Consider the following 23299-nt stretch of genomic DNA (forward strand, 5'->3'; position numbering starts at 1 on the left):
GACGATTTCTGTGACTGACAACGCGCACGGCGGCTCGACGCTGCTGCCTGCTTACTACGGTGAATTCGGTGGACAGTTCGTGCCCGAATCGCTCATGCCCGCGCTCAACCAGCTTGAGCGCGCGTTTGTGGACGCCATGGAGGACGAGGAGTTCATGGCGGAATACCGCGCGCTGCTGCGCGACTACCTCGGGCGCCCGACGCCGCTGACCGAATGCCGCAACCTGCCGCTCGACGGCGCGAACGCGCGGATCTTTCTCAAGCGCGAGGATCTGGTGCACGGCGGCGCGCACAAGACGAACCAGGTAATCGGGCAGGCGCTGCTGGCGAAGCAGATGGGCAAGACGCGGATCATCGCGGAGACCGGTGCGGGACAGCACGGCACCGCGACCGCGCTCGCGTGCGCACTCCTGGGCCTCGAATGCGTGATTTACATGGGCAAGGTGGACATGGCCCGCCAGGAGCCGAACGTGTACCGCATGCGCCTCATGGGCGCAGAGGTGGTTGGCGTGGAGTCCGGCGCCGGCACGCTCAAGGACGCGGTGAACGAGGCGCTGCGCGATTGGACGGCGACATTCCACGAGTCGCACTACCTGCTGGGCACCGCGGCGGGCCCGCACCCGTTCCCAAAGATAGTGAAGGAGTTCCACCGCGTAATCTCCACCGAGGCCCGCGCGCAGATGCTCGAGCGCATCGGGAAGCTGCCGGATGCGGTGGTGGCGTGCGTCGGTGGCGGCTCGAATGCCATCGGCATGTTCGCGGATTTCATTGACAAAGAAGGCGTGGAACTCATCGGCGCCGAGCCCGGCGGCGAAGGCTACGGGGTAGGCAAGCACGGCGCGGCGATCGCGGCGGGGACCATCGGTATCCTGCACGGCACGCGCTCGTACCTGATGCGCGATGAGGACGGCCAGGTGGAGGAGTCCTACTCCATTTCCGCGGGCCTGGACTATCCGGCGGTGGGCCCGGAGCACGCATACCTGGCCAAGTCGGGCCGCGCCAAGTACGTGCCGGTGACCGACCAGGAAGCGCTGCGGGCCTTCCAGCTCCTGTCGCGGCACGAGGGCATCATCCCGGCGCTAGAGTCTTCGCACGCGATGGCCTACGCGCTCCAGCGCGCCGCAGAGCACCCGCGCGATGCCGAGCCGCTGAACATCTTGGTCGCGCTATCCGGCCGCGGCGACAAAGACGTCGCCCACGTCCGCGCCACGTTGGATGAGCACGCCGACTGGGTGCTCGGCGGCCCGGGCGCTGCGCACGCAAATTCTGATACCACAGAGACCACCGGTTCCCCCGAACACGCCGAGGAGGCGAAGTAGATGAGCCGCTACCAAACTGCATTCGACCGCCTCGAAGCGAAGGGAGAGGGCGCCTTCGTGCCCTTCATCATGCTCTCCGACCCGACGCCGGAGGACGCACTCGAGATCATCAGCACTGTTGTCGACGCCGGCGCGGACGCCGTGGAGCTCGGTGTGCCGTTCTCAGATCCGGTGGCGGACGGCCCCGCGATCCAAGGCGCGCACGTGCGCGCGCTGGACGGCGGCTCCACCGTAGACAAGGCGTTGAACCAGGTGCGTGTGCTCCGCGAGCGTTACCCGGAGCTGCCCATCGGCATGCTCATCTACGCCAACGTCGCCTACGTGCGCGGACTCGAGCGCTTCTACCGCGAGTTCCACGAGGCTGGGGCCGACAGCATTTTGCTTCCCGACGTCCCGGTGCGCGAATCCGCCCCCTTCAGCGAGGCAGCAGTGGCACAGGGCATTGACCCCATTTACATCGCACCGGCGAGGGCATCTCGCGAGACGCTCGAGGGCGTGGCGGCCAGCTCCCGCGGCTACATCTACGCGATCTCGCGCGACGGTGTCACGGGTGCGGACAACGAGGCGACTGTTGAGGGCCTACGTGAGGTCGTCGATAATGTTCGATCCTTCGGCGGTGCCCCGGTTCTGCTGGGCTTTGGCATCTCCAAGCCGCAGCACGTGGCTGATGCGATTGCGGCGGGGGCGACGGGTGCGATTACCGGCTCTGCGATCACAAACATCATCGCGAAATACGTCGAGCACGAGCACCCGAACCCCGGCCGGATCATGGACATGGATGCGCTCAAGGCAGAGCTGACTGAGTACGTGCAGGCGATGAAAGCAGCGACGCAAAGGCCGTAACGCGCGGCTTAGCGCCACCCGCGAAAATACGAATCCGGGTACGGCAACTCGTCCGCGCCCGCGCCGAGGGAGCGCAGCGCGTTAATGGGCCACTCGGCGTCCCGCAGCGAGGCCCGGCCGATCATCACCGCGTCCGCATCACCGGCCTTCAAGACGGCTTCAGCCTGCTTGCCGGAGGTGATCAACCCGACGGCGGCGGTGGGCAGCCCGCTGGCCCGGCGCAGCTCGCTAGCAAAGCGGACTTGGTAGCCCGGCTCCACCGGGATCGAGGCGGCGACGTTGCCGGAGGTGGAGACGTCGATCAGATCCACTCCGCGCTGCTTGAGCAGCGTGGAAAGCTCGCTCGCCTCGTCCAGGGTGAAACCCTCCGGATCAAGCCACTCGGTGGCGGAAAGGCGCACCAGCAGCGGCATCGATTCGGGGATGGCGCTGCGCGCAGCGTCCACGACTTCGAGTAGCAGGCGAGAGCGGTTTTCAAACGAGCCGCCGTAGTCGTCGGTGCGTTGGTTGGAGAAGGGCGAGAGAAACTGGTGCAGCAGGTAGCCGTGCGCCGCGTGGAGTTCTACGAGGTCGAAACCGGCATCAACAGCGCGTCGACAAGCTTGTGCGAACTGCTCCGGTATGCCGCGAACCTCCTCTAAGGTGAGCTCCCGGGGTGCAGCCTGGCGCTCTGCAGCTACCGGTGACGGGCCGACGCTCTGCCACCCGCCTTCTGTGGCAGGGATGGTGCCGCGGCCCTGCACGCCCGGCAGCATCGGGTAGGTGGACGCTTTTCGGCCGGCGTGGTTGAGTTGGATGCCCATCGCGGCTCCCATGGATTGGGCGAACGCAACGATCGGTGCCCATGCGGCGGTCTGCTCGTCGCTCCACAGGCCCGCGCAGTAGTTGGAGATGCGACCCTCGGGGGCGATGCCGCTAGCTTCGGCGATGATGAGGCCGAACCCGCCGGCCGCGCGGGAACCGTAGTGCACCATGTGCCAATCGCCCGGAACACCGTCGCCGCCACGGCAGCGGTACTGGCACATAGGCGACATCCAGATGCGGTTGCGGACGGATAGGGAACGCAGGGTCATGGGCTCAGCTATGCGCATGCGGCCAGGGTATAGCAGTGTTGACCAGAACGGATTACGGTGAGTCCATGACCTTTGTTGACGATGCCGCTGCCAGTTCCAACCCGCCGCTCTGCTCCCGCCGGATGTTCATCCTGGGCACCGCGACCACCTTCGCCGGCGCGTTTCTCGCCGCCTGCGGCACGGAGGTGGACGAGAAGGTTGCCAAAACCGATGTACCCGTGGGCAGCGCCGTGATTCTCGACGGCTTCATCATCGCGCAGCCCACCGAGGGCGAATTCGTCGCATACTCCAACGTGTGCCCACACGAGTCGTCCCGCATCACCCAAGTGCAAGGCGACATCGTGCGCTGCCCGAAGCACGGTTCTACCTTTTCCATCGCCGACGGCAAAGTACTCTCCGGTCCCGCCAAGGACGATCTCAAAGAAGCATCGCTTGTCGACGGCGGCGACTCGCTCTCCGCACAGAACATGTAGCTCGGTGCGGGTTTGTCTCGCTGAGCGAGCTTAGGCTTGCTTGCATAAATTATGGCTGAACTGCGATAAGAGTGCATTGCCTTGCTTGCGCGCCGGTAAAAGATGCAGTTGTATTAGCAGTTATGAGTCAAAACCAGGCTGCTTCCAACGCTGCCCCAGCCGCTGCCCCAGCCGCGGTTTCCAAGTCCCAGAATGATGTTGTCCTCCACGAGGTCGAGGTGAAGACCTACGGCATGGGGGAGAAGCTCAACCGTCTGCGCGCCGCCGTGCTCGGCGCCAACGACGGCATTGTCTCCACCGCCGCTGTGGTCGTCGGTGTTGCGGGTGCGACATCGAGTTCGCGCGAAATCATCACCGCCGGTGTGGCGGCGCTTGTTGGTGGTGCGGTGTCTATGGCGCTGGGGGAGTACGTCTCTGTCTCCTCGCAGCGCGACGCGGAGAACGCGGCGATCGGTACGGAGCGCAACTTGCACGACAACGACCCCGCAGGTGAGTTCAACCACCTCGTGCAGGCCTACAAGAACTCCGGCCTGAGCGAGGAAACTGCACTCGCGGTTGCGCAGGAACGCACCGCCAACGATCCGCTCGCAGCACACCTCGAGGTGCACTACGGCATCGACGAGGAAGACCTTGTCAGCCCCTGGTCCGCGGCCATCGCCTCTTTCCTTGCGTTCTTCGTCGGCGCTCTCATCCCGCTGGTCACTATCATCGCGGCGCCCGCCTCCGCGCGTCCCCTGATAACCATGATCGTGACGCTGATTGCGCTGGCGGTGACCGGCTTTATCTCAGCAAAGCTGGGCAACGCCAAGCCCGGTCGCGCCGTGGTGCGACTGGTGGTTGGCGGAGCCCTCGCGCTCGCGGTGACCTTCGGAGCAGGCTCCCTGCTGGGAACCAGCGTCGCGTAGCGTGCGCTTACACTAAGGCGCATGCCTGGTTTCCTGAAAAAGATCGACCCGCTGCTACTTGGCATCATCGCGGCGACGATCATTGCCTTCATCGTCCCAGCGCGTGGCACTTTCGCTGACGCCTTCGGCGTTGCAACCAAACTCGCCATCGCGCTGCTGTTCTTTCTCTACGGTGCTCGCCTATCCACCCAGGAAGCTCTCAAAGGCCTGACCAACTGGCGCCTGCACGCCACCATCCTCGCATTCACGTTCCTGGTCTATCCACTCATCGGAGTTGCGCTCCGGCCAACGACGGCGTTCATTTCCACCGAGGTGTACCAGGGCATCTTGTTCATGACGCTCGTTCCCTCCACCGTGCAGTCATCGGTTGCGCTGACTGGCATCGCGCGCGGAAACGTCCCGGGGGCGGTAGTGGCGGCCAGCATGTCGTCGTTAAGCGGTGTGCTTTTAACCCCCCTGCTGGTGATGCTTTTGATGGGCGCGGGGGACGGGATCCATGTGGATACCTCGGTGTTCATCAACATTTCCCTGCAGCTGCTGCTGCCGTTTGTCCTGGGGCAGCTGGCGCACAACTTCGTGTCAAAAGTCCGCGAGGTTGCAAAGTCGAAGGCGACGAAGATTGTGGATCGCGGATCGATCTGGATGGTGGTCTACTCGGCGTTCTCGCAAGGCGTGGTCTCGGGAGTGTGGAGCAATATCGCGCTGTGGGAGATCATGTTCCTGGTGGTATTCGCTGTGCTGCTCGTCGTGATCATGCTGTGGGTGACCAAGGTGGTTCCGGAAAAGCTCGGATTCCCGCGCCCGGATGTGGTGGCGATTCAGATGTGCGGCACGCAAAAGTCGTTGGCGACCGGGCTTCCCATGGCCTCGGTGATCTTCGGCGGGGCTACGCTCGGGGTGCTCATCATCCCGCTGATGATCTACCACCTCGTGCAGCTGATACTCTGTTCCGCCTACGTCTCGCGCATCGCAAGCGAACAATCCTCCTGAGAAAGGCATCCCGTGAAGCACTACGTCCGCATCCACTACCAGGTCCCCGAACTCGGGGGCGAGCTGCTGAACATCGCCGAGTTGGAAGAAATCAGCGCCGATACCTGCACGATGGTTCGCATGATCGAGCTCGATCCATCGGAAACCATCACGGGCATTTTTATCGACGGTCGCGTCATCGGCCAAGCAAACGAGCCGATGGGCACCGTGCCGCACCCGGATGCGTACAACAACTTCGAGGGGATCACCGCGACGCGGCTGTCACAGGAGGCGTTTGAGGGCCTGTGGGAAGAGGCACGTGCGAAGTTCCCGGGCTAGACGCGCCTAGCCACCCAAATAGAAGAATCCCACCTCGCATCCGAAAGGTGTACTGCTCCCCATTAGTTGGACTGAGAAATCAGTTACCGACTAGTGGGGAGCAGTTTTTCATTGAGAGCACGAAGTTCGCTGAGCGAATATCAGCGCGAACAGTTGGTGGAGTGTTTCGAACTGGGCATGGGATGTAGAGCTGCTGCGAACATGGTCGGGGGTTCGATAAGTGCCACGCGTAACCTCTATCGGCGGTTTCAGCTGCATGGCAGGCTATGTCTTGTGGAGAAGCCGACAAAGCAGCAGTACTCGTACGAGATCAAAAAGGAAGTTGTCGAGCGCCACCTTGCCGGCGAGACCAAGATGGATCTTGCGCGTGAGTTTGGCCTGTCGTCAGACCAGCTTGTCAAAGATTGGTCCTGGAAATGGCGCAAAGGTGGCGATGAGGCGTTGAAACCGAAGCCGAAGGGCAGACCCAAAGGCTCGGCCGAGCCGAAGCGACTTACAGAAGAGGAGAAGCTGCGCCGCCAGATTGCGCGGTTGGAAGCGGAAAACGCGTATCTAAAAAAATTGCGGGACTTGAGGAAGCAGGGACGCGCCTGAAAGTTCAGGCGATCGTCATCCTCAAGTCGCACCACCGCTTGGAGTACCTGCTAGAGGCAGCTGGTATCCCACGGTCGACGTTCTTCTACCACCAGAAACGACTCAGCGAGCCAGATAAGCACGCTGCGATCAAAGACGCGATCCGGGAAAGCTTCGAGCGTAACAAGCATCGCTACGGCTACCGGCGGGTGCTGCTGGACTTGCGTAACCAGGGCTGGGTGGTCAACCACAAACTCGTCTACAAACTCATGCGTGAGATGGGTCTTCGAGCCAAGGTCCGCCGACGCAGGCCTTATGTTTCCTACGCTGGGACGATCAGCCACATTGCTGACAACAAGCTTGAACGCAAGTTCACCCCAGGCACGCCAAACAGAGTCTTTGTCAGCGACGTCACCGAGTTCAGGGTCGCAGGCCGCAAGATATACCTATCACCGGTGATGGACCTGTTCGACCGCTCAATCGTCGCTCACACCGTAGCCACATCGCCGTCGACAGTCTTTACCGCCGATTCTTTATCCAAGGCGATCGCGGCGTGTGACCCTGAACCCGGGTGGATGATGCATACCGATCAAGGCTTTCAGTACCAGCACCCGAGCTGGCGCAATCTGATCCACGACAACGGCGGCGTTCAGTCCATGTCGCGTAAGGCCAATTGCTACGACAACGCGGTTATGGAGAACTTCTTTGGGCACTTGAAAACAGAGATGTACCACGGGGAAGTTTTCGGCACTGTCGCGGAGTTCAAACAAGCGATCGATGAGTACATCCAGTGGTACAACACCGAACGCATCCAACAACGACTCAAGGGCCTGACCCCGATGCAATATCGGAATCAGACCCTTGAGCCCCTCACCGCCTAGAATTAAACCAGTCCAACTTTCGGGGGCCAGTTCAAGGAGCGGGGTGGGATCTTTCTCTAGGAGGGAGTGAATCCTAGATCTTGAACGGGAGCACGCCCGACTGCATTGCGAAGTTGAATGCGCCGATCAGTGCAGCGAGGATGCCCAGGCCGATCAGGAGGTTACGGTTGCTGTCCTTGTCGCTCTCGTTGTCGCTGGAGAGCTTGATGTCGCCGGACTTGTCGTCGGTGAGGGAGGAGGAGCCCTTCTCGCCGGACTTGTCGTCGCTGGAGAGCTTGATGTCGCCGGACTTGTCGGTGAGGGAGGAAGAGCCCTTCTCGCCGGACTTGTCGTCGCTGGAGAGGGAGGACTCACCGGACTTGGAGATGGTCGTGTCGGCGAGGGACGAGCCCTCCTTGTCGTCCGCAGCGAGTGCCGGAACGGTCGAGATCGTGAGTGCAGTTGCGGCAGCGAGAGCTGCGGTCGCGAGACGCTTCATCGGAAGCTCCTTCATATGTGTTGGTCAAAAAGGCTGGAACAGAGCCAGAGTAAGACTCTAGTTTTCTATATCTAATCGCTTTACCCGTTTGTTACAGGCCAATTCAAATTCTCTTATCTAACTGCTAGGTTCACAGCAGCAGGTTCACGATCAGCATGTAGAGCGCGGTGCCACCGAGGATCGAAAGATCAGCGCGCCGCCTCCAGCGTTGGAGCAAGAGCGTGAAGACGAGACAGCCCACGGCCACCCCCAACCGAGCTGGCTCGGCCGAGTAACCCACAAGCGTGTAGATGACGAGCACCGTCATCACACCCACGGGCATGAGAACGCCGAGGAATTCAATGAACGGGCTGTTTCGCAGCACCTTCAACAATGAAAAGGGGAGAGCGCGCAAGAGCACCGTGACGATCGCAGTCGGGACGAGGACGGCGGCGGCCATCTCCAGCGAGACACCGGGTGGGAGGCCGTAGTTGCCCACTAGCGCCGCCTCCACGTGAGTGCTGCATCCAGTCGCGGCGACCAGAACCGGGCAAGGAGTACGCAAAAGTACGCGATCAACGCCACCATCAGCATCTGCCCGGGCAGAAGTACCGCAGCAACCAGGGCGAGTGCCACGGCAATGAGCGGCGCCGAATAGTCACGTGCGGCGCGGAATGATTCCCTGGCCAGGACCGCGAACAGCGCGGTAAGAGCAAACTCCATGCCTTCTAGGTCAGGCGGCAGAACATAACCAGCCACTGCACCGACAATGCCGGCGAGCAACCACATGGAGTGGATGAAACCCTGGATGGTGAGCAGTCGCGGCGCGGACAGTTCGCCCTTGGCCTGTTGGGTGGAAACCACCGCGTAGGCCTCATCCGTTAGGGAGTAGGTGGAGTAGCATTTCGAAGTGGCGCCGTGCAGAATGTGGCGCGGAAAAGTGAGCCCGTAAAAGATGTGGCGGAAGTTCACCATGAACGCGGTCAGCGCGCTGGAAAGCGGACCGACGCCGGTGATCACCATGTCTATGGCCAGGAACTCCATCGACCCGGCGAGGATCACGGTCGAGAAGATTGGCGTCCACCACCACGCGTATCCAGCCTGCGTCATTAAGAGGCCGAAGGCCAGACCCAACGGAATCAGGCCGAGACCGACCACCCAGGAATCGCGAAGTCCAGCCCGGATCTCCTCGCGCGTTTCACGTGAAACGGACATCTGCGATCACGCCTCAGTTGTCCTCGATGTTGGCCGGGAACGTGGCGAACAGCGGTAGCGGCATCGGCTGGCGGCGCAGCACATCCGCCCACAGATCGATCCCGGCCGGCGCGATCACATCAGAGGGAAGGGCTGGGGCAATGTACCAGTCGCCGCGCTGGATTTCGTCGTCAAGCTGCCCCTGCTCCCACCCGGAATAGCCTGCGTAGACCCGCATGCCCTCCAGCTCATCAGCAAGCGCCCCGGGGTCCGCCCCAAGATCGACGTGGACGAGCTTATTGGCCAGCCGAGTGAAGTAGGGATGCCCCTCGAGTTCGACGCCGTTCTTGGTCACGCCGACACCGATGCCAGCCTGCGGCTCGACCGGCCCGCCGACATAGACCGCCTGCGGCGCGGCCATGAGCTCCGCCCACTCGGGCATGATGTTGGCCACGGCAAGCTCGCTGCGGCGGTTGAGCACCACACCCACGGTTTGTTCCGAATTGTGCTCGAGCACGAGCACAACGGTGCGCGCAAACTCGGGGGAGAACATGCCCGGTGCCGCGACCAGGAGCATACCGGGCGCCGGGTCTTCGCGCTCAAGCGCGTTGAACAACCGGTCCGCGTAGAAGTACTCAGGCATTGCTGCGCTCCTGCTCCCACCAAGCTTTTAGCTCGGCGACCGCCTCGTCGTGGTCGAGTTCACCGCGCTCCAAGCGCAGTTCCTTCATATACTTCCACGCCTTGCCCACCTCGGGGCCCGGATTGAGGTCCAGGATTTGCATGATCTCGTTGCCATCCAAATCCGGGCGCACCCGCGCGAGATCCTCCTTGGCAGCGATCTCCGCGATGCGCTCCTCGAGGTGGTCGTATGTGCGCTGCAACCGACGCGCCTTCTTCGGGTTGCGCGTGGTCGAATCGGCACGCACGAGCTTGTGCAGCTTCGGCAGCAGCTCACCGGCGTCGGTGACGTAGCGGCGCACCGCCGAATCAGTCCACTGGCCTTCACCGAACCCGTGGAAGCGCATGTGAAGAAACACCAACTGCCCCACGTCCTCGATCACGTGCTTCGGGTACTTCAGCGCCTTGAGCCGCTTGCGCGCCATCTTTGCGCCAACCACCTCGTGGTGGTGGAAGCTCACCCCGCCGCCCTCCTTCACAGCACGCGTCGCGGGCTTGCCGATGTCGTGCAACAACGCCGCCCAGCGCAGCTTCAGGTCCGGTTCCTCCTCCGGGTCCTCAAGCTCGGTGGCCTGGCGCAGCACGGTCAGCGAGTGGCGGTAGACGTCTTTGTGCTGCATGTGCTCATCGCGCTCCAGCTGCAGCGCAGGAATCTCGGGCAGCACGTGGTCGGCCAACCCGGTTCGCACCAGCAGATCAATACCCTCCCACGGCTGTGCACCGACCATGAGCTTGTCCAGCTCCGCCTGCACGCGCTCCGCGGTGATCCGGTTGATCTCGTCTGCCATATCGCGCATCGCGTCGAACACCCGCGGCGCCACCGAAAATCCCAGTTGAGATACGAAACGCGCCGCGCGCAGCATCCGCAGCGGGTCGTCGCGGAAGCTCACCTCGGGCGCCTGCGGGGTATCTAGGCGGCGATGCAGCACATCCTCAAGGCCATCGACAGGATCGTGGAATTGCGGTGCAAAGGTGCCGTCGATAAGCGAAAGCTCCACTGCCATCGCATTGCACGCAAAGTCGCGCCGCACCAGGTCGCCATCGAGGGTGTCGCCGAAGGTCACCTCGGGGTTGCGGGTCACGCCGTCGTAGAGATCCGCGCGAAACGTCGTGATCTCAACCTGCTGGCCGTGCTTCACCGCGCTGACCGTGCCGTACTCAATGCCGGTGTCCCAGGTCTTCTCGCCCCAAGCGTCGAGGATCTCCCGGATCACCTCGGGCCGCGCAGATGTGGTGAAGTCCAGGTCATGGCTCACTTTGCCCAGCATCGCATCGCGCACCGGCCCGCCCACAAGATATAAGGACTCGCCGCGCGCCACGAAAGCTTCAGCCAGCGGTGCAAGCAAGGGCTTTTGCTTATCGACGACTCCCTGCACCCGTGCCATCAACACCGCGACCGCATTCGGGTCGTCCGGGTTGGGCAGGTCGAATAGATTTGGAGGGGTTGCAGGCGTTGTCACCCGTAAGACGATACCCGGCAGCGGTGAAGTACCACATTTGCCTGCACAGCGGATACCATGAGACGAATGACTGAGAACACTCGGCCCGTTCCGGGCACCTCTGCACCCCGGGACGCATCCCTGGGCGAGCAGAGGCGCTCGCCGGGCTCGGGGGCGAGTGGTTCAGGCGGCTCAAAGCGGCGGCGTCGACGTGGCCGGGGCAAGGGTCGCAGCGGCGCGGCCCAAGCCGCGGGCCAGGCTGGTCAGCAGGGTTCGCAGGGTTCGCAGAAATCCCGCAGCGAGAAGACCGGCGTCGAAAAGTCGGGGGAGTCCAAGCGGGGCTCAGCCAAGCAGAGCACAAGCAAGCAAGGTGCCAGCAAGCAAGGCGCGGGCAAGCAAGGTGCCAGCAAGCAAGGTGCGGGTAAGTCCAGCCAGCAGCGCCGTCGCCGCGGCCGTGGCAGGGGAGGATCGAACCGGCCGAACCAGCACCGCAGCCATGAGCAGCGCCGCAAGCCGCAATACCAGCAGCGCTTCGACTCGGCAATTGACACCCGTGACGAGACTTCCGCCGGCGGCCTCGTCGTCTCCGGCATGGCCGAGGCGGTCGGTTCGAACGGCCACGTCGATCTTTCCCGCATCTACACCGCGCTGATCGGCAGGTTAGACCGTCGCGGACGCCTTTTATGGTCCATGCCGAAGGGCCACGTGGAAGATGGCGAGCACCAGTGGCGCACGGCCGAGCGCGAGGTGTGGGAGGAAACCGGCATCTACGGCCAAGCCTTCGACACCCTGGGCACCATCGATTACTGGTTTGTGTCCGACGGCGTGCGCATCCACAAGACCGTGCACCACAACCTGCTGCGCTACGTCGACGGCGTGTTCAACGACGAGGACCCCGAGGTCACCGAGGTCGCCTGGGTGCCCATGAACGAACTCATCGAGCGCCTCGCCTACGCTGACGAGCGCAAACTCGCCCGCATCGCCGTCGACCGCATGCCCGATCTGGCCAGAAAGGAAGCTGAAGCCGGAAGGGCCACCCCGCGATGAGCCGCCTCGCGCCGCGCGCATTTGTGCGGGCCCTCGCCGCCGGCGCCGCCACAAGCCTCACTACGGTGCTCACTGCGGTGCTCACTGCGCCGGCTGCCTCCGCGCTCGCCGTCCCGCTCGACCCCTCCAATCCCGAGGTCGCCGAGGAATGGGCCAACCCGGCAGTTCGGCCAGGGGAGGGGCAGGTCGCAGAGCTTTCGCTTGTCGACGCCCCTTCCGTGGTCGAAAACGAGCCGTTTCACGTGAAACTTCGCGTCATTAACCGAACTGACGCCGAGCTTCGCGACCTCACCATCACACCGCATCGGGCGCCCGCGACGGGCTCGGTGCGTGATCAGCGCGTGGCCAGCGTGGCGTCGACAAGCGAATATACGACGACCGGCTCCAGCCGTGACCTTCCCACCGGCATTGAGGCGGGTAGATCAGTGGTGTTTGAACTCTCCATTGACCCGGATGAACTTGCGCTGACCACTCCGGGCACGTACCCGCTGCTGTTTGAACTAGACGATGGCTCGGGCGCGCCATTGAGTACCGAGCGGTTTCACGTAACGGTGCCCGGGCAACTGCCGGAGGGTGCGCAACCAGCGGGAGTGAGTGTGCTGTACCCGATCACCGCGCAGGTGGACATTCTGGCGGGCGAAACCGGAGAGGCTCCGGAATCGCCACAGCTGGTTCTGGCGAGCGAGGACCTCGCCGACCAGCTCGCGCCGGGCGGGAGACTGACCGAACTCGCAGACGCGTACCTGGAGGCGGCGAAGGACCCAGCCGTTGAGGCTGCGACGTGCGTGGCACTCGACCCGGCGCTGATTGAGACCGTGGACCGCATGGCAGATGGCTACATCGTTGCCGATGAGCGCGCACCCGTAGTGGAGGAGCCGAAGCGTCTGCGCGACAGCTGGGGCGATGAAGCCACCGAGACGCACGGCAACCCCGGCAAAGGTGCGGAGGACGCAGCGGCGTGGCTAGCCAAGGTGCGGCTGATCGCCGAATCGGGCTGCACCGTGGCGATGCCGTGGGCAAATGCGGACCTCAACGCGTTGGCGCGGACCGGTGACCCATGGATGGTGCGCGAAGCGATCGAGCGAGGCCCGTTCGTGCTTGGCCGGGTGCTGGGCTTTACCGGCGTTACAAATGTGGTTGTACCGCCCGCCGGGTATACGGAAGCAGACGCTGTGCCTGTGCTCGGGTGGGGGGATCACTCACGTTCCACCATCCCCGAAGAGGGACTCAGCGGTTCTTGGGAGCGCGCGGTAGCGAGCGCCACCGCCAACCCTGGTGCGGAGGGACCGCAGGACAACGATCGCCCCCTGTTTCCGGGTGAAGGGTCGCGCAGCTCGCTGGAGCGCTTCGATACGGTGACTCCCGCCTGGGCTGCCGCACCTGAACCGGTGTCGCCGGTGCGGGTGCTCGTCGCCGCGGATACTGCAGTTCCAGCCGGCGGCAGCGACGAGCGTTTTGCGTGGATGGCGCCGGGCGTGATGGCGGTGCGCTTTCAAGATTCGCTGGGCGCGACGCTGGCCGCAATGGGGCAGCAGCCAGCGACGGTGGGTTACTCCAACGAGCCTCTGCGCTACGACTACGCGCTGGATTCTCCCGCCGCGCGGAATGTCAACGCCGCGGCTGCGGTGCGGTTGGCGCTGCAGAACGCGGTGTCGTTCGAGAGCGAGCCGGCGGCGCAACCGGTACTAGTGAACGCTCCGGCCCATTGGGATGCCGATGCTGCGGCTGTGCTCCTGGGAACTGTTGCCGACGTGCTGCACTCCGGTACGGCCGCGCCCGTAGCGTTCGATGCATACCTCGAGGTGCCCGCTGACACTGCCGTGCCTCCTGCCGAGCGAGTGGGCACCGAGTATGCGGACCCGACTGTCTTTTCCGACAGCGAAATCCTCAACGCCACGCAGCAGACGCGGTTTATTAACGACCTCTCGACGCTGTTAGCGCCTGACCCGTCGATCGCGCTTACCCGTTACGGGTTCACGCTGCCGCTGCGGCGCGACATTCTCACCGCGTTTTCGCTGACGCGCAGGCAGTCGATGGCGGAGCACACCACCGCGACGGAGGCGAGCGCCGCCCGGTTAACCGAGTCACGCGGTGTGCTCGGAGAGCTCCGCTCCGCAGTCAACCTGATCCCGCCGGGCAACGTCTACACGCGCACCTCTCCGTCGAGTCCGCTGCTCATTGTCGCGCAAAACGGGATGCCGCTGCCGGTGGACACCGCGATTTTGTACACCGCCCCCGACGGCGCTCGTCTCAACGTTCCGGACAGCGTGCGCATCCCGGCGCGCGGCTCAGTCACTCTCCAGATGACCGCAGACTTGCCGCGCCAAGCACGCAGCACCGACTTGAAGCTCTACCTCGCCGGGCCGCAGGGCCATGCGATTTCCCAGCCAGTGGAAATCTCGGTACGCACCCCAAGTTCTGCGGTGCCAGGCTGGGTGCTGCTAGCGATCGGCACAGTCGGCGCTGCCCTGCTCTTGCTGTACTCGGTGGGGAAGCGGCAAAAGCGCAGCACGGCGGCGCGCTCGCAATCTCCGCCTTGGCGCATAGCGTCGAGGAAGGCTCCACCGCGTAAGCCGCCCAACCCTCCACCAGAACCCCGTGACAACGAGTTACCACGACGCGGTAGTACCCAGTAGCTAGAAAGGTAGCTAAAAAGCAATCCAATGGACAACGACGTGAATCAGCAGGACGGCACCCAGCCGGATGCTGGCCTGCGCCGCCGCATCGTCACCCCAGCTCCGCCTGCACCGGTTCCCGCCCCTCGCGTTCGGAAGCAAACACCGGCCGAGGAGACAGGCGCCCCGGACCGCTCCCTGCTGACCACCAGCCCGAAGGGCGAGACCATCGCACCTTCCACGCCAGCGGAAACCGCCGCAGGCGGCGTGATGGCCGGTGAGGCCCCCGGAGTCGCCACCGAATCTGCGGTAGCCACCAAGGCTTCGGGGGAGGAGGGGGCAAGCACTTCGAACGAGTCCGTTGTGCGCGCTACCGGTTCGATGGCGGTGGCAACGCTCATCTCACGCATCACGGGATTTATCCGCACCGTGCTCATCGGTGCGGCCCTCGGGCCGGCAGTCGCCTCCGCGTTCAACACCGCGAACCAGCTGCCGAACTTGATCACGGAAATCGTGCTGGGCTCCGTGTTGACCGCTCTCGTGGTACCAGTGCTCGTGCGCGCGGAGAAGGAAGACGCCGACCGCGGTGAGCGCTTCGTGCGGCAGCTGTTCACGCTCACGCTGACGTTGATGGTCACCGTAACCGTGCTCACCGTAGTCGCAGCGCCGCTGCTCACAAGGCTGTTTCTTGACGACGAAGGCAAAGTCAACGTCATCCAAGCCACCTCATTCGCCTACCTCGTGCTGCCGCAAGTCTTCTTCTACGGCATGTTCTCGCTGTTTATGGCAATCCTGAACACGAAGGAGCATTTCCGTCCAGGCGCGTGGGCCCCAGTGGCGAACAACGTCGTGTCCATCGCGGTGCTCATCATGTACATGGCCATCCCGGGAAGCCTTAACCCGGCGGCACCGACCACGGTCAGCAACCCTCACGTGCTACTGCTGGGCCTGGGCACCACGCTTGGTGTGGTGGTGCAGTGCGCCATCATGCTCCCAGCGTTGCGCAAGCTGGGCATCAACCTCACTCCGCTGTGGGGTCTCGACGACAGGCTCAAGCAATTCGGCGGCATGGCGCTGGCGATCATCGCCTACGTCGCGGTCAGCCAGGCCGGCTACATCGTGACCACCCGCATCGCGTCGATGGCATCGGAAGCCGCGCCGTTCATTTACCAACAGCACTGGATGCTGCTGCAGGTGCCCTACGGCATCATCGGCGTCACGCTGCTGACTGCGATCATGCCGCGTATGAGCCGCAACGCGGCCGATGGAGACGACCAGGCTGTGGTCCGCGACCTCACGCTGGGCACCAAGCTAACCTTCATCGCGCTGATTCCCATCATCGTCTTCATGACGGGTCTCGGCCCCGAGATCGGCAACGCGCTCTTTGCGTACGGCGACTTCTCGCCGCAGGCCGCGCACATCCTCGGTCTGACGGTGAGCTTCTCCGCGTTCACATTAATTCCCTACGCGCTGGTAATGCTGCACCTACGTGTCTTCTACGCACGCGAAGAAGCGTGGACGCCAACCCTCATCATCGCCGGCATCACGCTGACCAAGATCTTCCTGTCTTACCTGGCGCCCACGGTGGCGAGCAGCCCGGAGCAGGTAGTGGTGCTGCTCGGCGCCGCGAATGGCTTCGGCTTCGTCGCCGGCGCGGTCATCGGTGCGCAGCTACTCAAACGCAAACTGGGCACACTACAGGTGGGCACAATCCTCTACACCTCAACCTGGGCACTTGCTGCGTCACTCGTGGGCTTGGCGGCGACCTTCGTGCTGCGCTGGGTCGTCCGCGGCGCTTTTGGTGTGGACATGCCGGCCTTTTTGGGTTCGCTCATCGGCACGCCGTCGCTCGGCCTGCTCATTGAGGTCATGCTCCTCGGCCTGGTCTTCCTCGTGATCACGGGCCTCGTGCTCGCCCGCTCCGGCCTCCCCGAGGTGCAGAACCTCGGCCGCGCGCTCACCAGGGTCCCAGGCCTGTCCCGCTTCATCAGCCCGGACGAGAAGCGCGCAATCGACACCGGCCAGGTGGATCCGCGCGACGTCTCCACCCAGTTCCTGGCCACCGATTTCTTTAACGCCTCTCCGGTCCCGCCGCCGATGTCCGCAGGTGTGGTGCGCGGCCCACGACTGGTGCCCGGCGCACGAGTATCCGACGGCCGCTTCCGCCTCATTCGCGAGCACGGCGCCACGACCGGGGCCCGCTTCTGGCAGGCCCGCGAAGTCACCACCGGCAGGAAAGTGGCCCTCACCTTCGTCGACACCACAGGCGCATCCCCGATGGCACCGGCAACCCCCCGCGACGCTGCGATCAATGCCGGAGGCGTGGTCCAGCGCACCAGCAAGATTGCCAAGCTCAAGCACCCCGCTGTCGCAGACAACATCGAGGTGCTGTCGTACCGCACAGGCGCACTCGTGGTCGCGGACTGGATCGAGGGCAGCTCGGTCAAAGCGGTCACCGACTCCGGTCTGACCCTGCACACCGAAGCAGTGGCGAACGCGCTCGCGCCGCTTGCTGGCCTGTTGGCACTCGCGCAGAGCCAAGACGCACCGCTTGGCCTAGACAACCGACAGCGCCTGCGTATCGACACCGAGGGCAAAATCCGCCTCGCATTCCCCGCCGTGCTGCCCGATTCCACCCCAGCGGGCGATGCCGCAGCGTTCGCCTCCGGGTTAGAGCTACTCACGGCGAACACCAACTCCGACGCGCTGGCGGAGCTGACCCGAAACACCCGTGCGCTTGTCGAAGCCCAGGCGATCGAAGCCCACGACTTCCAAGACATCCAGGCAGCGCTCCGCAGAGAAGCCAACCTCCCCGGTACGGTCACCGATCATCCGACCCGTGGGGAGCAGCAGGATTCGGCGCCGGCGTCGACACCTACCGACGACCCGGTACGCCTCAACCAGGTCGGGCCGCAAGAAACCGTCTACGACGATCCGGACGAGCTGCGCGGGGGCTTCGGCTCGCGACGCTACAGCCCGGTGGCCGTTGTCATCCTCATGGCGACCGCAGTGGCCTCGGTGGTGACCATTGCTGCCCTCACCGCATACCTCGTCGGATTCTTCTCCAGCGACGAGACGGACGGGCCACTGAACCCGGAGTCAATCCAGGGTGAGCAAGACCCCAGCGAAGCACCGAGCGAAACTGTCGACGAATCGGAGCGCGCCACCGGCCTGCCCGTGGTCATCGGTCCGCTGACCGCCACGGCACTGACACCGGACGGTGACCCCGCCCCCAAAAGCGAGGAGTTCAGCAACGGGAACTCCGATCAAGCCAATACCCCGCCCAACGACGTCGCCAACACCGTCGACAATGACACCAGCACCACCTGGGTGACCAAGCGCGACACTGTGCTCGTCCTCCGCCCCGAAAGCGATGACACCGGAGCGTTCACCCTTGAACACCTGCTTATCAACGCAGCCAGCGAAGGCGGGCCCTACGAGGTCTACGGCGTACCCGAGGGCCGCGGCCTGGACACGATCGACTTCGACGGGCTGCCGCAGCTCGCAGACGGCACCTTCCACACGGGGCAGAACAATATCGACGTGAAGTCGGACGAGCTCTCCGCCACACGCCTCGAAGCGGTGCTGGTCTACCTGCCGCCCCGGGACGACGCGGATGATGACGCTGGCCCCGGCCGCGCCACCTTGCGGGAAGTCTCGGTGATTGGGTACACGGACCGTCGATAAGCACCCTGCCCTTGCCCACTGAAGTGGGCACGCGAGGGGTTCCCAAGCTGCGCCTTACCCGGCACAATTGACCTGGAAGGTATTGGGGGAACGGGGGATCGGGGGAGACAGCATGCCGCATCGAACGGATCGTGAGCTGGCGCGGGACTATGTGGCGGGGGATGTGCGCGCGTTCAAGCTGATTGTGCGCCGCCACCGCCAGCGGATGTATTACGTGGCACGCAACTACGCGCGCAATGAGCAAGACGCTCAGGACATCGTGCAGGAAGCGCTGTTTCGCGCGAGCCGCAGCCTGCACACCTATCGCGGGGAAGCACAGCTGTCAACGTGGCTGCATCGCACGGTGACCAATGCGGCGCTGGACCATCAACGCCGTATGGCCAGGCGCGGGCCGACGGTGAGCTACGACGACGACGTGGTCGCGCAGGACGCCAACCGCTATCTCGCGCACGATCCCACCGCGACCATCGAGCAGTTCCTCGCGCTCCGGCAAGCAGTCGCGAAGCTGCCCGCAGCTCAAAGAAGAGCTTTAGAGCTTATCGACGTCCAAGGGATGAGCGTTGATTCCGCCGCCGACGAACTCGGGGTGCGACCGGGGACCGTGAAGTCACGCCGGTACCGTGCGCGCGAGTTCGTGGCGGCTGCCATGGCTGACGGGGAATAGCGCTACACTTGCGGGCGTTTGGAAGTGATATCCATACGCGAAAGCAGGCTGAACCCCCCATCATGACTAACCCCGGCTTTATCACCTTGAACACCGGTAGCGACGCTGCGACCGAGACTCATTCCGAGAGTACTGAGAGCACCAAGGCCGCTGAGGGCACCGGCAAGGTGCACGACCTGATCATCATCGGCTCCGGGCCGTCCGGTTACACCGCCGCGATCTACGCTGCGCGCGCCGAGCTCAACCCGCTCGTGTTCGAGGGCTACGAGTACGGCGGCGAACTGATGAACACCACCGAGGTGGAAAACTTCCCGGGCTTCGCCGAGGGCGTGATGGGGCCGGACCTCATGGGCGACATGCGCGACCAGGCGGAGCGCTTCGGCGCAGACCTGCGCTCCGAGCTAGTGGAACGCGTCGACTTCAGCGGTGACATTAAAAAGGTCTACGTCGACGGCGAAGAGTTCCAGGCAAAGGCCATCATCCTGGCCACCGGTGCAGCACCTCGCCACCTCGGCGTTCCGGGCGAGGCGGAGCTGACCGGCCACGGCGTGTCCACCTGCGCGACCTGTGACGGCTTTTTCTTCAAGGACCACCACATCGCCGTGGTCGGCGGCGGCGACTCCGCGATGGAAGAAGCGGACTTCTTGAGCAAGTTCGGCTCCAAGGTGACGTTGATTCACCGATCGCAGAACTTCCGGGCGTCGAAAATCATGCTCCAAAGGGCGAAGGACAATGAGAAGATCGAGTTCCTCACGGACACCATCGTGGAGGAAGTCATCGACGGCGGCGGCAAGGTGCAGGGCCTGGGCGTGCGCAACGTGGTGACCGGCGAGGCGAGCGTGCTTGATGCGACCGCCATGTTCGTGGCCATCGGCCACGACCCGCGCTCCGGCTTCCTCGAAGGCCAAGTGGCCACCGACGAGGGCGGCTACGTGCAGGTCGCGGAACCCTCGACCGCGACGAGCGTCCCCGGTGTCTTCGCAGCCGGCGACCTGGTGGACAAGACCTACCGGCAGGCGATCACCGCGGCGGGCTCCGGCTGCCGCGCGGCCCTGGATGCACAGCACTACCTCGCGGCGCTTTAGCATCGTAGGCACGTCAACATCTAAAGTGGTTGCAGGCAACTATCGGCAAAGGAGAACCATGAGCGCACCGATCGACGTCACGCAGACAACGTTCAAGTCGGAGGTCATCGAATCCGAGACCCCGGTGCTGGTGGACTTCTGGGCCGAGTGGTGCGGGCCATGCAAAAAGCTCGGCCCCGTGTTGGATGAGGTCGCCTCGGAGATGGACGGCCAGGTCAAGGTGGCCAAGGTCAACGTCGACGAGGAGCGTATGCTCGGCGCAATGTTCCAGGTCATGTCCATCCCGACGGTGCTTCTATTCAAGGGCGGCGACAAGGTCGACGAGTTCGTTGGGCTGCGGCCGAAGAGCGAAATCGTCAAGCGAGTACAGTCGCACATTTAGCGCGCGCCGAAAGTCGGCACGCATTGGTTTGGTTGCATAATTGGCAGCAACGTTTGAGAGAAAAGGACTTCCTGCATGGTGCGAGACGTACTCCGCGTCGGTGATTCGAGCGCGCGCGTAGCTGAGGTCCGCACCTCACTCGCGCGTCTCGGCCTGCTCGAGGGGTACCAGGGCGAGATCGACACCTTCAACTCCCGCAGGTTTTCAAAGGAGGAGATGCTTTTCGACGACTCCTTGGCCGCCGCAGTCCGGGCCTTCCAACAGTCTCGAGGCATCGTGCCCTCCGGCGACATCGACGAGCTGACCCTGCGGGAGATCCGTGAGGCGTCGTACAAGCTCGGTGCCCGCGTGCTCAGCTACCAGCCGAGCCAGCCACTCGTTGGCGACGATGTCGCCGAGTTGCAGAAGCAGCTGCATGAGCTGGGGTTTTACCAGCAACGCGTGGATGGTCGCTTCGGCCAGATCACGCACGAGGCGTTGGCGAATTTCCAGCTAGACACCGGACTCGAGGACGACGGCGTTTGCGGTCCAGAGACGCTGCGCGCACTGAGCTTGCTGGGCCGGCGCATCACCGGCGGCTCCGCGCACGCGATCCGCGAGCGCGAGCACGTGCGCCAAGCCGGTCCCCGGTTGAGCGGCAAACGCGTGGTGATCGACCCGGGTCTGGGCGGCGATCAGCGTGGCATGTCGGTGGATGGACCTTACGGCGAGATCCTTGAGGAAGAGATCATCTGGGATCTGGCCCAGCGCGTCGAGGGTCGCATGGTTGCAGCCGGTATGGAGACAATCCTTTCCCGCCCGCGTGGGGACAACCCCTCGACCAAGGCACGTGCCGATCTGGCGAACAGTTTCGGCGCTGACCTGGTGATTTCGCTGAAGTTGGACCGCTACTCCAACGAGAAGGCGAACGGCGTCGCAACGTTTTACTTCGGCTCCGAGCACGGATCATCTTCCATGACGGGAGAGACGCTCTCCGGGTACATCCAGCGCGAGATCGCCGCGCGTACGGATCTGCGCAACTGCCACAATCACGGACGCACCTGGGAAATGCTGCGCATGACCCGGATGCCGTCGGTAGAAGTGGTCGCTGGCTACCTCACCAACCCCGGCGATGTTGCGGTGCTCACCGATCCGAAGCAGCGCGACGCCATCGCCGAAGCCATCGTGGTGGCGGTGAAGCGTCTCTACCTGCTGGATATGGACGACCAGCCGACAGGCACCTACAAGTTCACTGACCTGCTGCGCGAAGAACTCGCTTAACGCCCGCCTAAACCGAGTAGCGGGTGGTGCGAGTCTCGCCGGTGCGGCGGATCAGGCCAGCGTCGACAAGCTTGCGCAGTGCGCGGTAGGCCTGCTGCTTACTCAAACCCGTTTTCGTTGCGATTTCACTGCTCGATGCGCTGCGTCCGTCCAGGTCGCGAACCGTTTGTAAAGCGCGAGCTTCGTTCTCGCTCAGCTGATCAACATCAGAACTCTGCTCTGACGCAGCCGCAACACCGCCTTCGGTGTCCCAACTCAGCGAAGCGACTACGCCCTGATCGTGCGAACCGGCAAACGACAGGGGAGTAGCACGCTGAGTTTTCCGCGCCGCGGAAAGATCTGCGATGCCGCTGCCCGCAGCACGCGCGATGCCCATGCGTGCGAGTGCGGTGGCGAGGTAAAGCGAGCGGGGTGCGTATGTCGCTTGACCGTCGGCAACTGCTTGTAAGTTCACCCCGCGCGGCACCCCGCCCGGGCTGGTGACGCGGAGGCCTTTGCCGTCAATTGCCACGTACACCGGCTGTGGAACAAAGTAGTCGCGGTGGGTAAGTGCGTTCACCACCAAAGGCAGGCCGTCGCCGAATACGTCACTGTTACGTTGCAGGTTCGAAAGCATCAGTGCCAGGGGAGCGCTGCTGCGGTAAGTCCGGGGAGTCGCTCGACGGTCAGCGATGACGAGGTGGTGGTGGGGCAGAAATCGTCGTAAAGCAAACTGCTCTCCGAAAAGGGCGAGGGCACCGAGCGCAACCGGCTCAAGGGAGTCATCGTAGAAGCCGAGTGCGCGAACCAGACCCTCCTCATCGAGAGACTGCAGGTGACTATCGCTGGTCAGCGTGCGAAATTCGGCGATGGCTTCGGGGTTCAGATCCGCGAGGGTCGCGCCCGGGGCTGGGGTCAGCGCCCAGTCGGTGCCATTCGCGTCACGGTAGCGGGTGAAGAGGTACGCCGGATCCATGCCGACGCATTCAGGCACGCCCTGCGCGTTGAGACTCCGGGTGCGATACGTGCCCCAGTGGGTGGCGACGGGACTCGAATGCGCTTGGGTGGTCACCGCGACAACGTCTTTTCCGTCTATCTCGACGACCCGCGCGTCAACAGCGAGCCCCGGGGCCGTGTTGCGGAAAACCGCTGCGGCGAGTGTGGCGGGGTCGGTCGTGTTGCCGTGGAAAGGGTGGCATCCGCTCACGGTGCCGTCGCTATCAACCCCAATGAGTAGCGTGCCACCGCGTGAATTGGCCAAGCATGCCATTATTTCAATCACTCGCCGCTCATTGATGTATGCGGCCGACACGCGGCGTGCGAAAGCAACATCAAGGCCCTCACCTTGGGCGATCAGCTTTGTAATCTCATCGGCGCGCATGAACGTAGGGTAGCAGGTGATTACATCAATGTAATTCACCGTGGCAGCTCGGTG

General features: G+C 63.7%; 21 protein-coding genes. 14 read left to right on the top strand and 7 right to left on the bottom strand.

Going from position 1 to position 23299, the window contains the following annotated elements; translation table 11 throughout:
• Nucleotides 1–10: 10 nt before the first annotated feature.
• Nucleotides 11–1318, top strand: coding sequence for a tryptophan synthase subunit beta (trpB, locus tag CGLAUT_RS12025; RefSeq protein WP_290185478.1), 1308 nt, complete (start codon nucleotides 11–13; stop codon nucleotides 1316–1318).
• Complete coding sequence (gene trpA, locus CGLAUT_RS12030; RefSeq protein WP_290185479.1) at nucleotides 1319–2161, top strand: tryptophan synthase subunit alpha; 843 nt, start codon at nucleotides 1319–1321, stop codon at nucleotides 2159–2161.
• A gap of 8 nt (nucleotides 2162–2169) precedes the next feature.
• Here the strand turns inward: trpA and CGLAUT_RS12035 are convergent, their stop codons facing one another.
• The gene (locus CGLAUT_RS12035; RefSeq protein WP_290185481.1) at nucleotides 2170–3252 is read right to left on the bottom strand and encodes an NADH:flavin oxidoreductase/NADH oxidase; all 1083 of its coding nucleotides are present in this window, start codon (nucleotides 3250–3252) and stop codon (nucleotides 2170–2172) included.
• A gap of 104 nt (nucleotides 3253–3356) precedes the next feature.
• Between CGLAUT_RS12035 and CGLAUT_RS12040 the strand changes: the two genes are divergently transcribed.
• From CGLAUT_RS12040 to CGLAUT_RS12060, 5 genes are all read left to right on the top strand, one after another.
• Entirely contained in the window at nucleotides 3357–3707 is a 351-nt protein-coding gene (locus CGLAUT_RS12040) for a Rieske (2Fe-2S) protein (RefSeq protein ID WP_343898721.1), read from the top strand.
• Between the two features lie 233 nt (nucleotides 3708–3940).
• Nucleotides 3941–4612: a VIT1/CCC1 transporter family protein gene (locus CGLAUT_RS12045; protein ID WP_290187153.1), complete on the top strand. Its 672-nt coding sequence runs from the start codon at nucleotides 3941–3943 to the stop codon at nucleotides 4610–4612.
• Nucleotides 4613–4633: 21 nt separating this feature from the next.
• A complete protein-coding gene (locus tag CGLAUT_RS12050) occupies nucleotides 4634–5602 on the top strand; it encodes a bile acid:sodium symporter family protein (RefSeq protein WP_290185483.1) in 969 nt (322 codons plus the stop codon).
• A 12-nt stretch (nucleotides 5603–5614) separates the two neighbouring features.
• Nucleotides 5615–5920: a hypothetical protein gene (locus CGLAUT_RS12055; protein ID WP_290185485.1), complete on the top strand. Its 306-nt coding sequence runs from the start codon at nucleotides 5615–5617 to the stop codon at nucleotides 5918–5920.
• Between the two features lie 111 nt (nucleotides 5921–6031).
• Nucleotides 6032–7374 (top strand): IS3 family transposase gene (locus tag CGLAUT_RS12060; RefSeq protein WP_290185486.1). Its coding sequence is split into 2 segments (ribosomal slippage): nucleotides 6032–6473 and nucleotides 6473–7374, totalling 1344 coding nucleotides; the frame shifts between segments, so codons are not numbered across the junction.
• Nucleotides 7375–7447: 73 nt separating this feature from the next.
• Here the strand turns inward: CGLAUT_RS12060 and CGLAUT_RS12065 are convergent.
• From CGLAUT_RS12065 to CGLAUT_RS12085, 5 genes are all read right to left on the bottom strand, one after another.
• Entirely contained in the window at nucleotides 7448–7852 is a 405-nt protein-coding gene (locus tag CGLAUT_RS12065; RefSeq protein ID WP_290185487.1) for a hypothetical protein, read from the bottom strand.
• Nucleotides 7853–7982: 130 nt separating this feature from the next.
• Entirely contained in the window at nucleotides 7983–8291 is a 309-nt protein-coding gene (locus CGLAUT_RS12070; RefSeq protein WP_290187155.1) for a branched-chain amino acid transporter permease, read from the bottom strand.
• 38 nt (nucleotides 8292–8329) lie between these two features.
• The gene (locus CGLAUT_RS12075; RefSeq protein ID WP_290185488.1) at nucleotides 8330–9046 is read right to left on the bottom strand and encodes an AzlC family ABC transporter permease; all 717 of its coding nucleotides are present in this window, start codon (nucleotides 9044–9046) and stop codon (nucleotides 8330–8332) included.
• A gap of 13 nt (nucleotides 9047–9059) precedes the next feature.
• Nucleotides 9060–9668: a YqgE/AlgH family protein gene (locus CGLAUT_RS12080; protein WP_290185489.1), complete on the bottom strand. Its 609-nt coding sequence runs from the start codon at nucleotides 9666–9668 to the stop codon at nucleotides 9060–9062.
• Nucleotides 9661–11091 (bottom strand): CCA tRNA nucleotidyltransferase, encoded by a 1431-nt coding sequence (locus CGLAUT_RS12085; protein WP_290187157.1) that lies wholly within the window; start codon nucleotides 11089–11091, stop codon nucleotides 9661–9663. The genes CGLAUT_RS12080 and CGLAUT_RS12085 overlap by 8 nt, the downstream gene beginning before the upstream one ends.
• Before the next feature lie 141 nt (nucleotides 11092–11232).
• Here CGLAUT_RS12085 and CGLAUT_RS12090 point away from each other — a divergent pair, with 141 nt between their 5' ends.
• The 7 genes from CGLAUT_RS12090 (at nucleotide 11233) to CGLAUT_RS12120 (ending at nucleotide 21885) form a co-directional block, all read left to right on the top strand.
• A complete protein-coding gene (locus tag CGLAUT_RS12090; protein WP_290185491.1) occupies nucleotides 11233–12192 on the top strand; it encodes an NUDIX hydrolase in 960 nt (319 codons plus the stop codon).
• Nucleotides 12189–14828: a hypothetical protein gene (locus tag CGLAUT_RS12095; RefSeq protein WP_290185493.1), complete on the top strand. Its 2640-nt coding sequence runs from the start codon at nucleotides 12189–12191 to the stop codon at nucleotides 14826–14828. The genes CGLAUT_RS12090 and CGLAUT_RS12095 overlap by 4 nt, the downstream gene beginning before the upstream one ends.
• A gap of 27 nt (nucleotides 14829–14855) precedes the next feature.
• The gene (locus CGLAUT_RS12100) at nucleotides 14856–18494 is read left to right on the top strand and encodes a murein biosynthesis integral membrane protein MurJ (protein WP_290185495.1); all 3639 of its coding nucleotides are present in this window, start codon (nucleotides 14856–14858) and stop codon (nucleotides 18492–18494) included.
• 112 nt (nucleotides 18495–18606) lie between these two features.
• Nucleotides 18607–19158, top strand: coding sequence for a sigma-70 family RNA polymerase sigma factor (locus tag CGLAUT_RS12105; RefSeq protein ID WP_095660930.1), 552 nt, complete (start codon nucleotides 18607–18609; stop codon nucleotides 19156–19158).
• 62 nt (nucleotides 19159–19220) lie between these two features.
• On the top strand, nucleotides 19221–20243 hold the full coding sequence (gene trxB / locus CGLAUT_RS12110; RefSeq protein ID WP_290185497.1) for a thioredoxin-disulfide reductase: 1023 nt from the start codon (nucleotides 19221–19223) through the stop codon (nucleotides 20241–20243).
• Nucleotides 20244–20301: 58 nt separating this feature from the next.
• On the top strand, nucleotides 20302–20625 hold the full coding sequence (gene trxA, locus CGLAUT_RS12115) for a thioredoxin (RefSeq protein WP_290185499.1): 324 nt from the start codon (nucleotides 20302–20304) through the stop codon (nucleotides 20623–20625).
• A 78-nt stretch (nucleotides 20626–20703) separates the two neighbouring features.
• On the top strand, nucleotides 20704–21885 hold the full coding sequence (locus CGLAUT_RS12120; RefSeq protein ID WP_095661210.1) for an N-acetylmuramoyl-L-alanine amidase: 1182 nt from the start codon (nucleotides 20704–20706) through the stop codon (nucleotides 21883–21885).
• Nucleotides 21886–21892: 7 nt separating this feature from the next.
• On the opposite strand, the gene CGLAUT_RS12125 is transcribed toward CGLAUT_RS12120, so the two are convergent.
• On the bottom strand, nucleotides 21893–23245 hold the full coding sequence (locus CGLAUT_RS12125) for an RNA-binding domain-containing protein (protein WP_290185500.1): 1353 nt from the start codon (nucleotides 23243–23245) through the stop codon (nucleotides 21893–21895).
• Nucleotides 23246–23299: the final 54 nt, after the last annotated feature.

Origin of the sequence: Corynebacterium glaucum, assembly GCF_030408855.1 — a bacterium.
Lineage (GTDB): Bacteria > Actinomycetota > Actinomycetes > Mycobacteriales > Mycobacteriaceae > Corynebacterium > Corynebacterium glaucum.

What these genes read in the sequence shown, in the direction of transcription:
- CGLAUT_RS12095 (WP_290185493.1), top strand. Translation starts at nt 12,189, where the DNA reads ATGAGCCGCCTCGCGCCGCGCGCATTTGTGCGGGCCCTCGCCGCCGGC.
- CGLAUT_RS12065 (WP_290185487.1), bottom strand. Translation starts at nt 7,852, where the DNA reads ATGAAGCGTCTCGCGACCGCAGCTCTCGCTGCCGCAACTGCACTCACG.
- CGLAUT_RS12075 (WP_290185488.1), bottom strand. Translation starts at nt 9,046, where the DNA reads ATGTCCGTTTCACGTGAAACGCGCGAGGAGATCCGGGCTGGACTTCGC.
- trxB (WP_290185497.1), top strand. Translation starts at nt 19,221, where the DNA reads ATGACTAACCCCGGCTTTATCACCTTGAACACCGGTAGCGACGCTGCG.
- CGLAUT_RS12050 (WP_290185483.1), top strand. Translation starts at nt 4,634, where the DNA reads ATGCCTGGTTTCCTGAAAAAGATCGACCCGCTGCTACTTGGCATCATC.
- trxA (WP_290185499.1), top strand. Translation starts at nt 20,302, where the DNA reads ATGAGCGCACCGATCGACGTCACGCAGACAACGTTCAAGTCGGAGGTC.
- CGLAUT_RS12070 (WP_290187155.1), bottom strand. Translation starts at nt 8,291, where the DNA reads ATGGCCGCCGCCGTCCTCGTCCCGACTGCGATCGTCACGGTGCTCTTG.
- CGLAUT_RS12125 (WP_290185500.1), bottom strand. Translation starts at nt 23,245, where the DNA reads ATGCGCGCCGATGAGATTACAAAGCTGATCGCCCAAGGTGAGGGCCTT.
- CGLAUT_RS12100 (WP_290185495.1), top strand. Translation starts at nt 14,856, where the DNA reads ATGGACAACGACGTGAATCAGCAGGACGGCACCCAGCCGGATGCTGGC.
- CGLAUT_RS12105 (WP_095660930.1), top strand. Translation starts at nt 18,607, where the DNA reads ATGCCGCATCGAACGGATCGTGAGCTGGCGCGGGACTATGTGGCGGGG.
- CGLAUT_RS12090 (WP_290185491.1), top strand. Translation starts at nt 11,233, where the DNA reads ATGACTGAGAACACTCGGCCCGTTCCGGGCACCTCTGCACCCCGGGAC.
- CGLAUT_RS12085 (WP_290187157.1), bottom strand. Translation starts at nt 11,091, where the DNA reads ATGGCACGGGTGCAGGGAGTCGTCGATAAGCAAAAGCCCTTGCTTGCA.
- CGLAUT_RS12080 (WP_290185489.1), bottom strand. Translation starts at nt 9,668, where the DNA reads ATGCCTGAGTACTTCTACGCGGACCGGTTGTTCAACGCGCTTGAGCGC.
- CGLAUT_RS12035 (WP_290185481.1), bottom strand. Translation starts at nt 3,252, where the DNA reads ATGCGCATAGCTGAGCCCATGACCCTGCGTTCCCTATCCGTCCGCAAC.
- CGLAUT_RS12040 (WP_343898721.1), top strand. Translation starts at nt 3,357, where the DNA reads ATGTTCATCCTGGGCACCGCGACCACCTTCGCCGGCGCGTTTCTCGCC.
- CGLAUT_RS12045 (WP_290187153.1), top strand. Translation starts at nt 3,941, where the DNA reads ATGGGGGAGAAGCTCAACCGTCTGCGCGCCGCCGTGCTCGGCGCCAAC.
- trpA (WP_290185479.1), top strand. Translation starts at nt 1,319, where the DNA reads ATGAGCCGCTACCAAACTGCATTCGACCGCCTCGAAGCGAAGGGAGAG.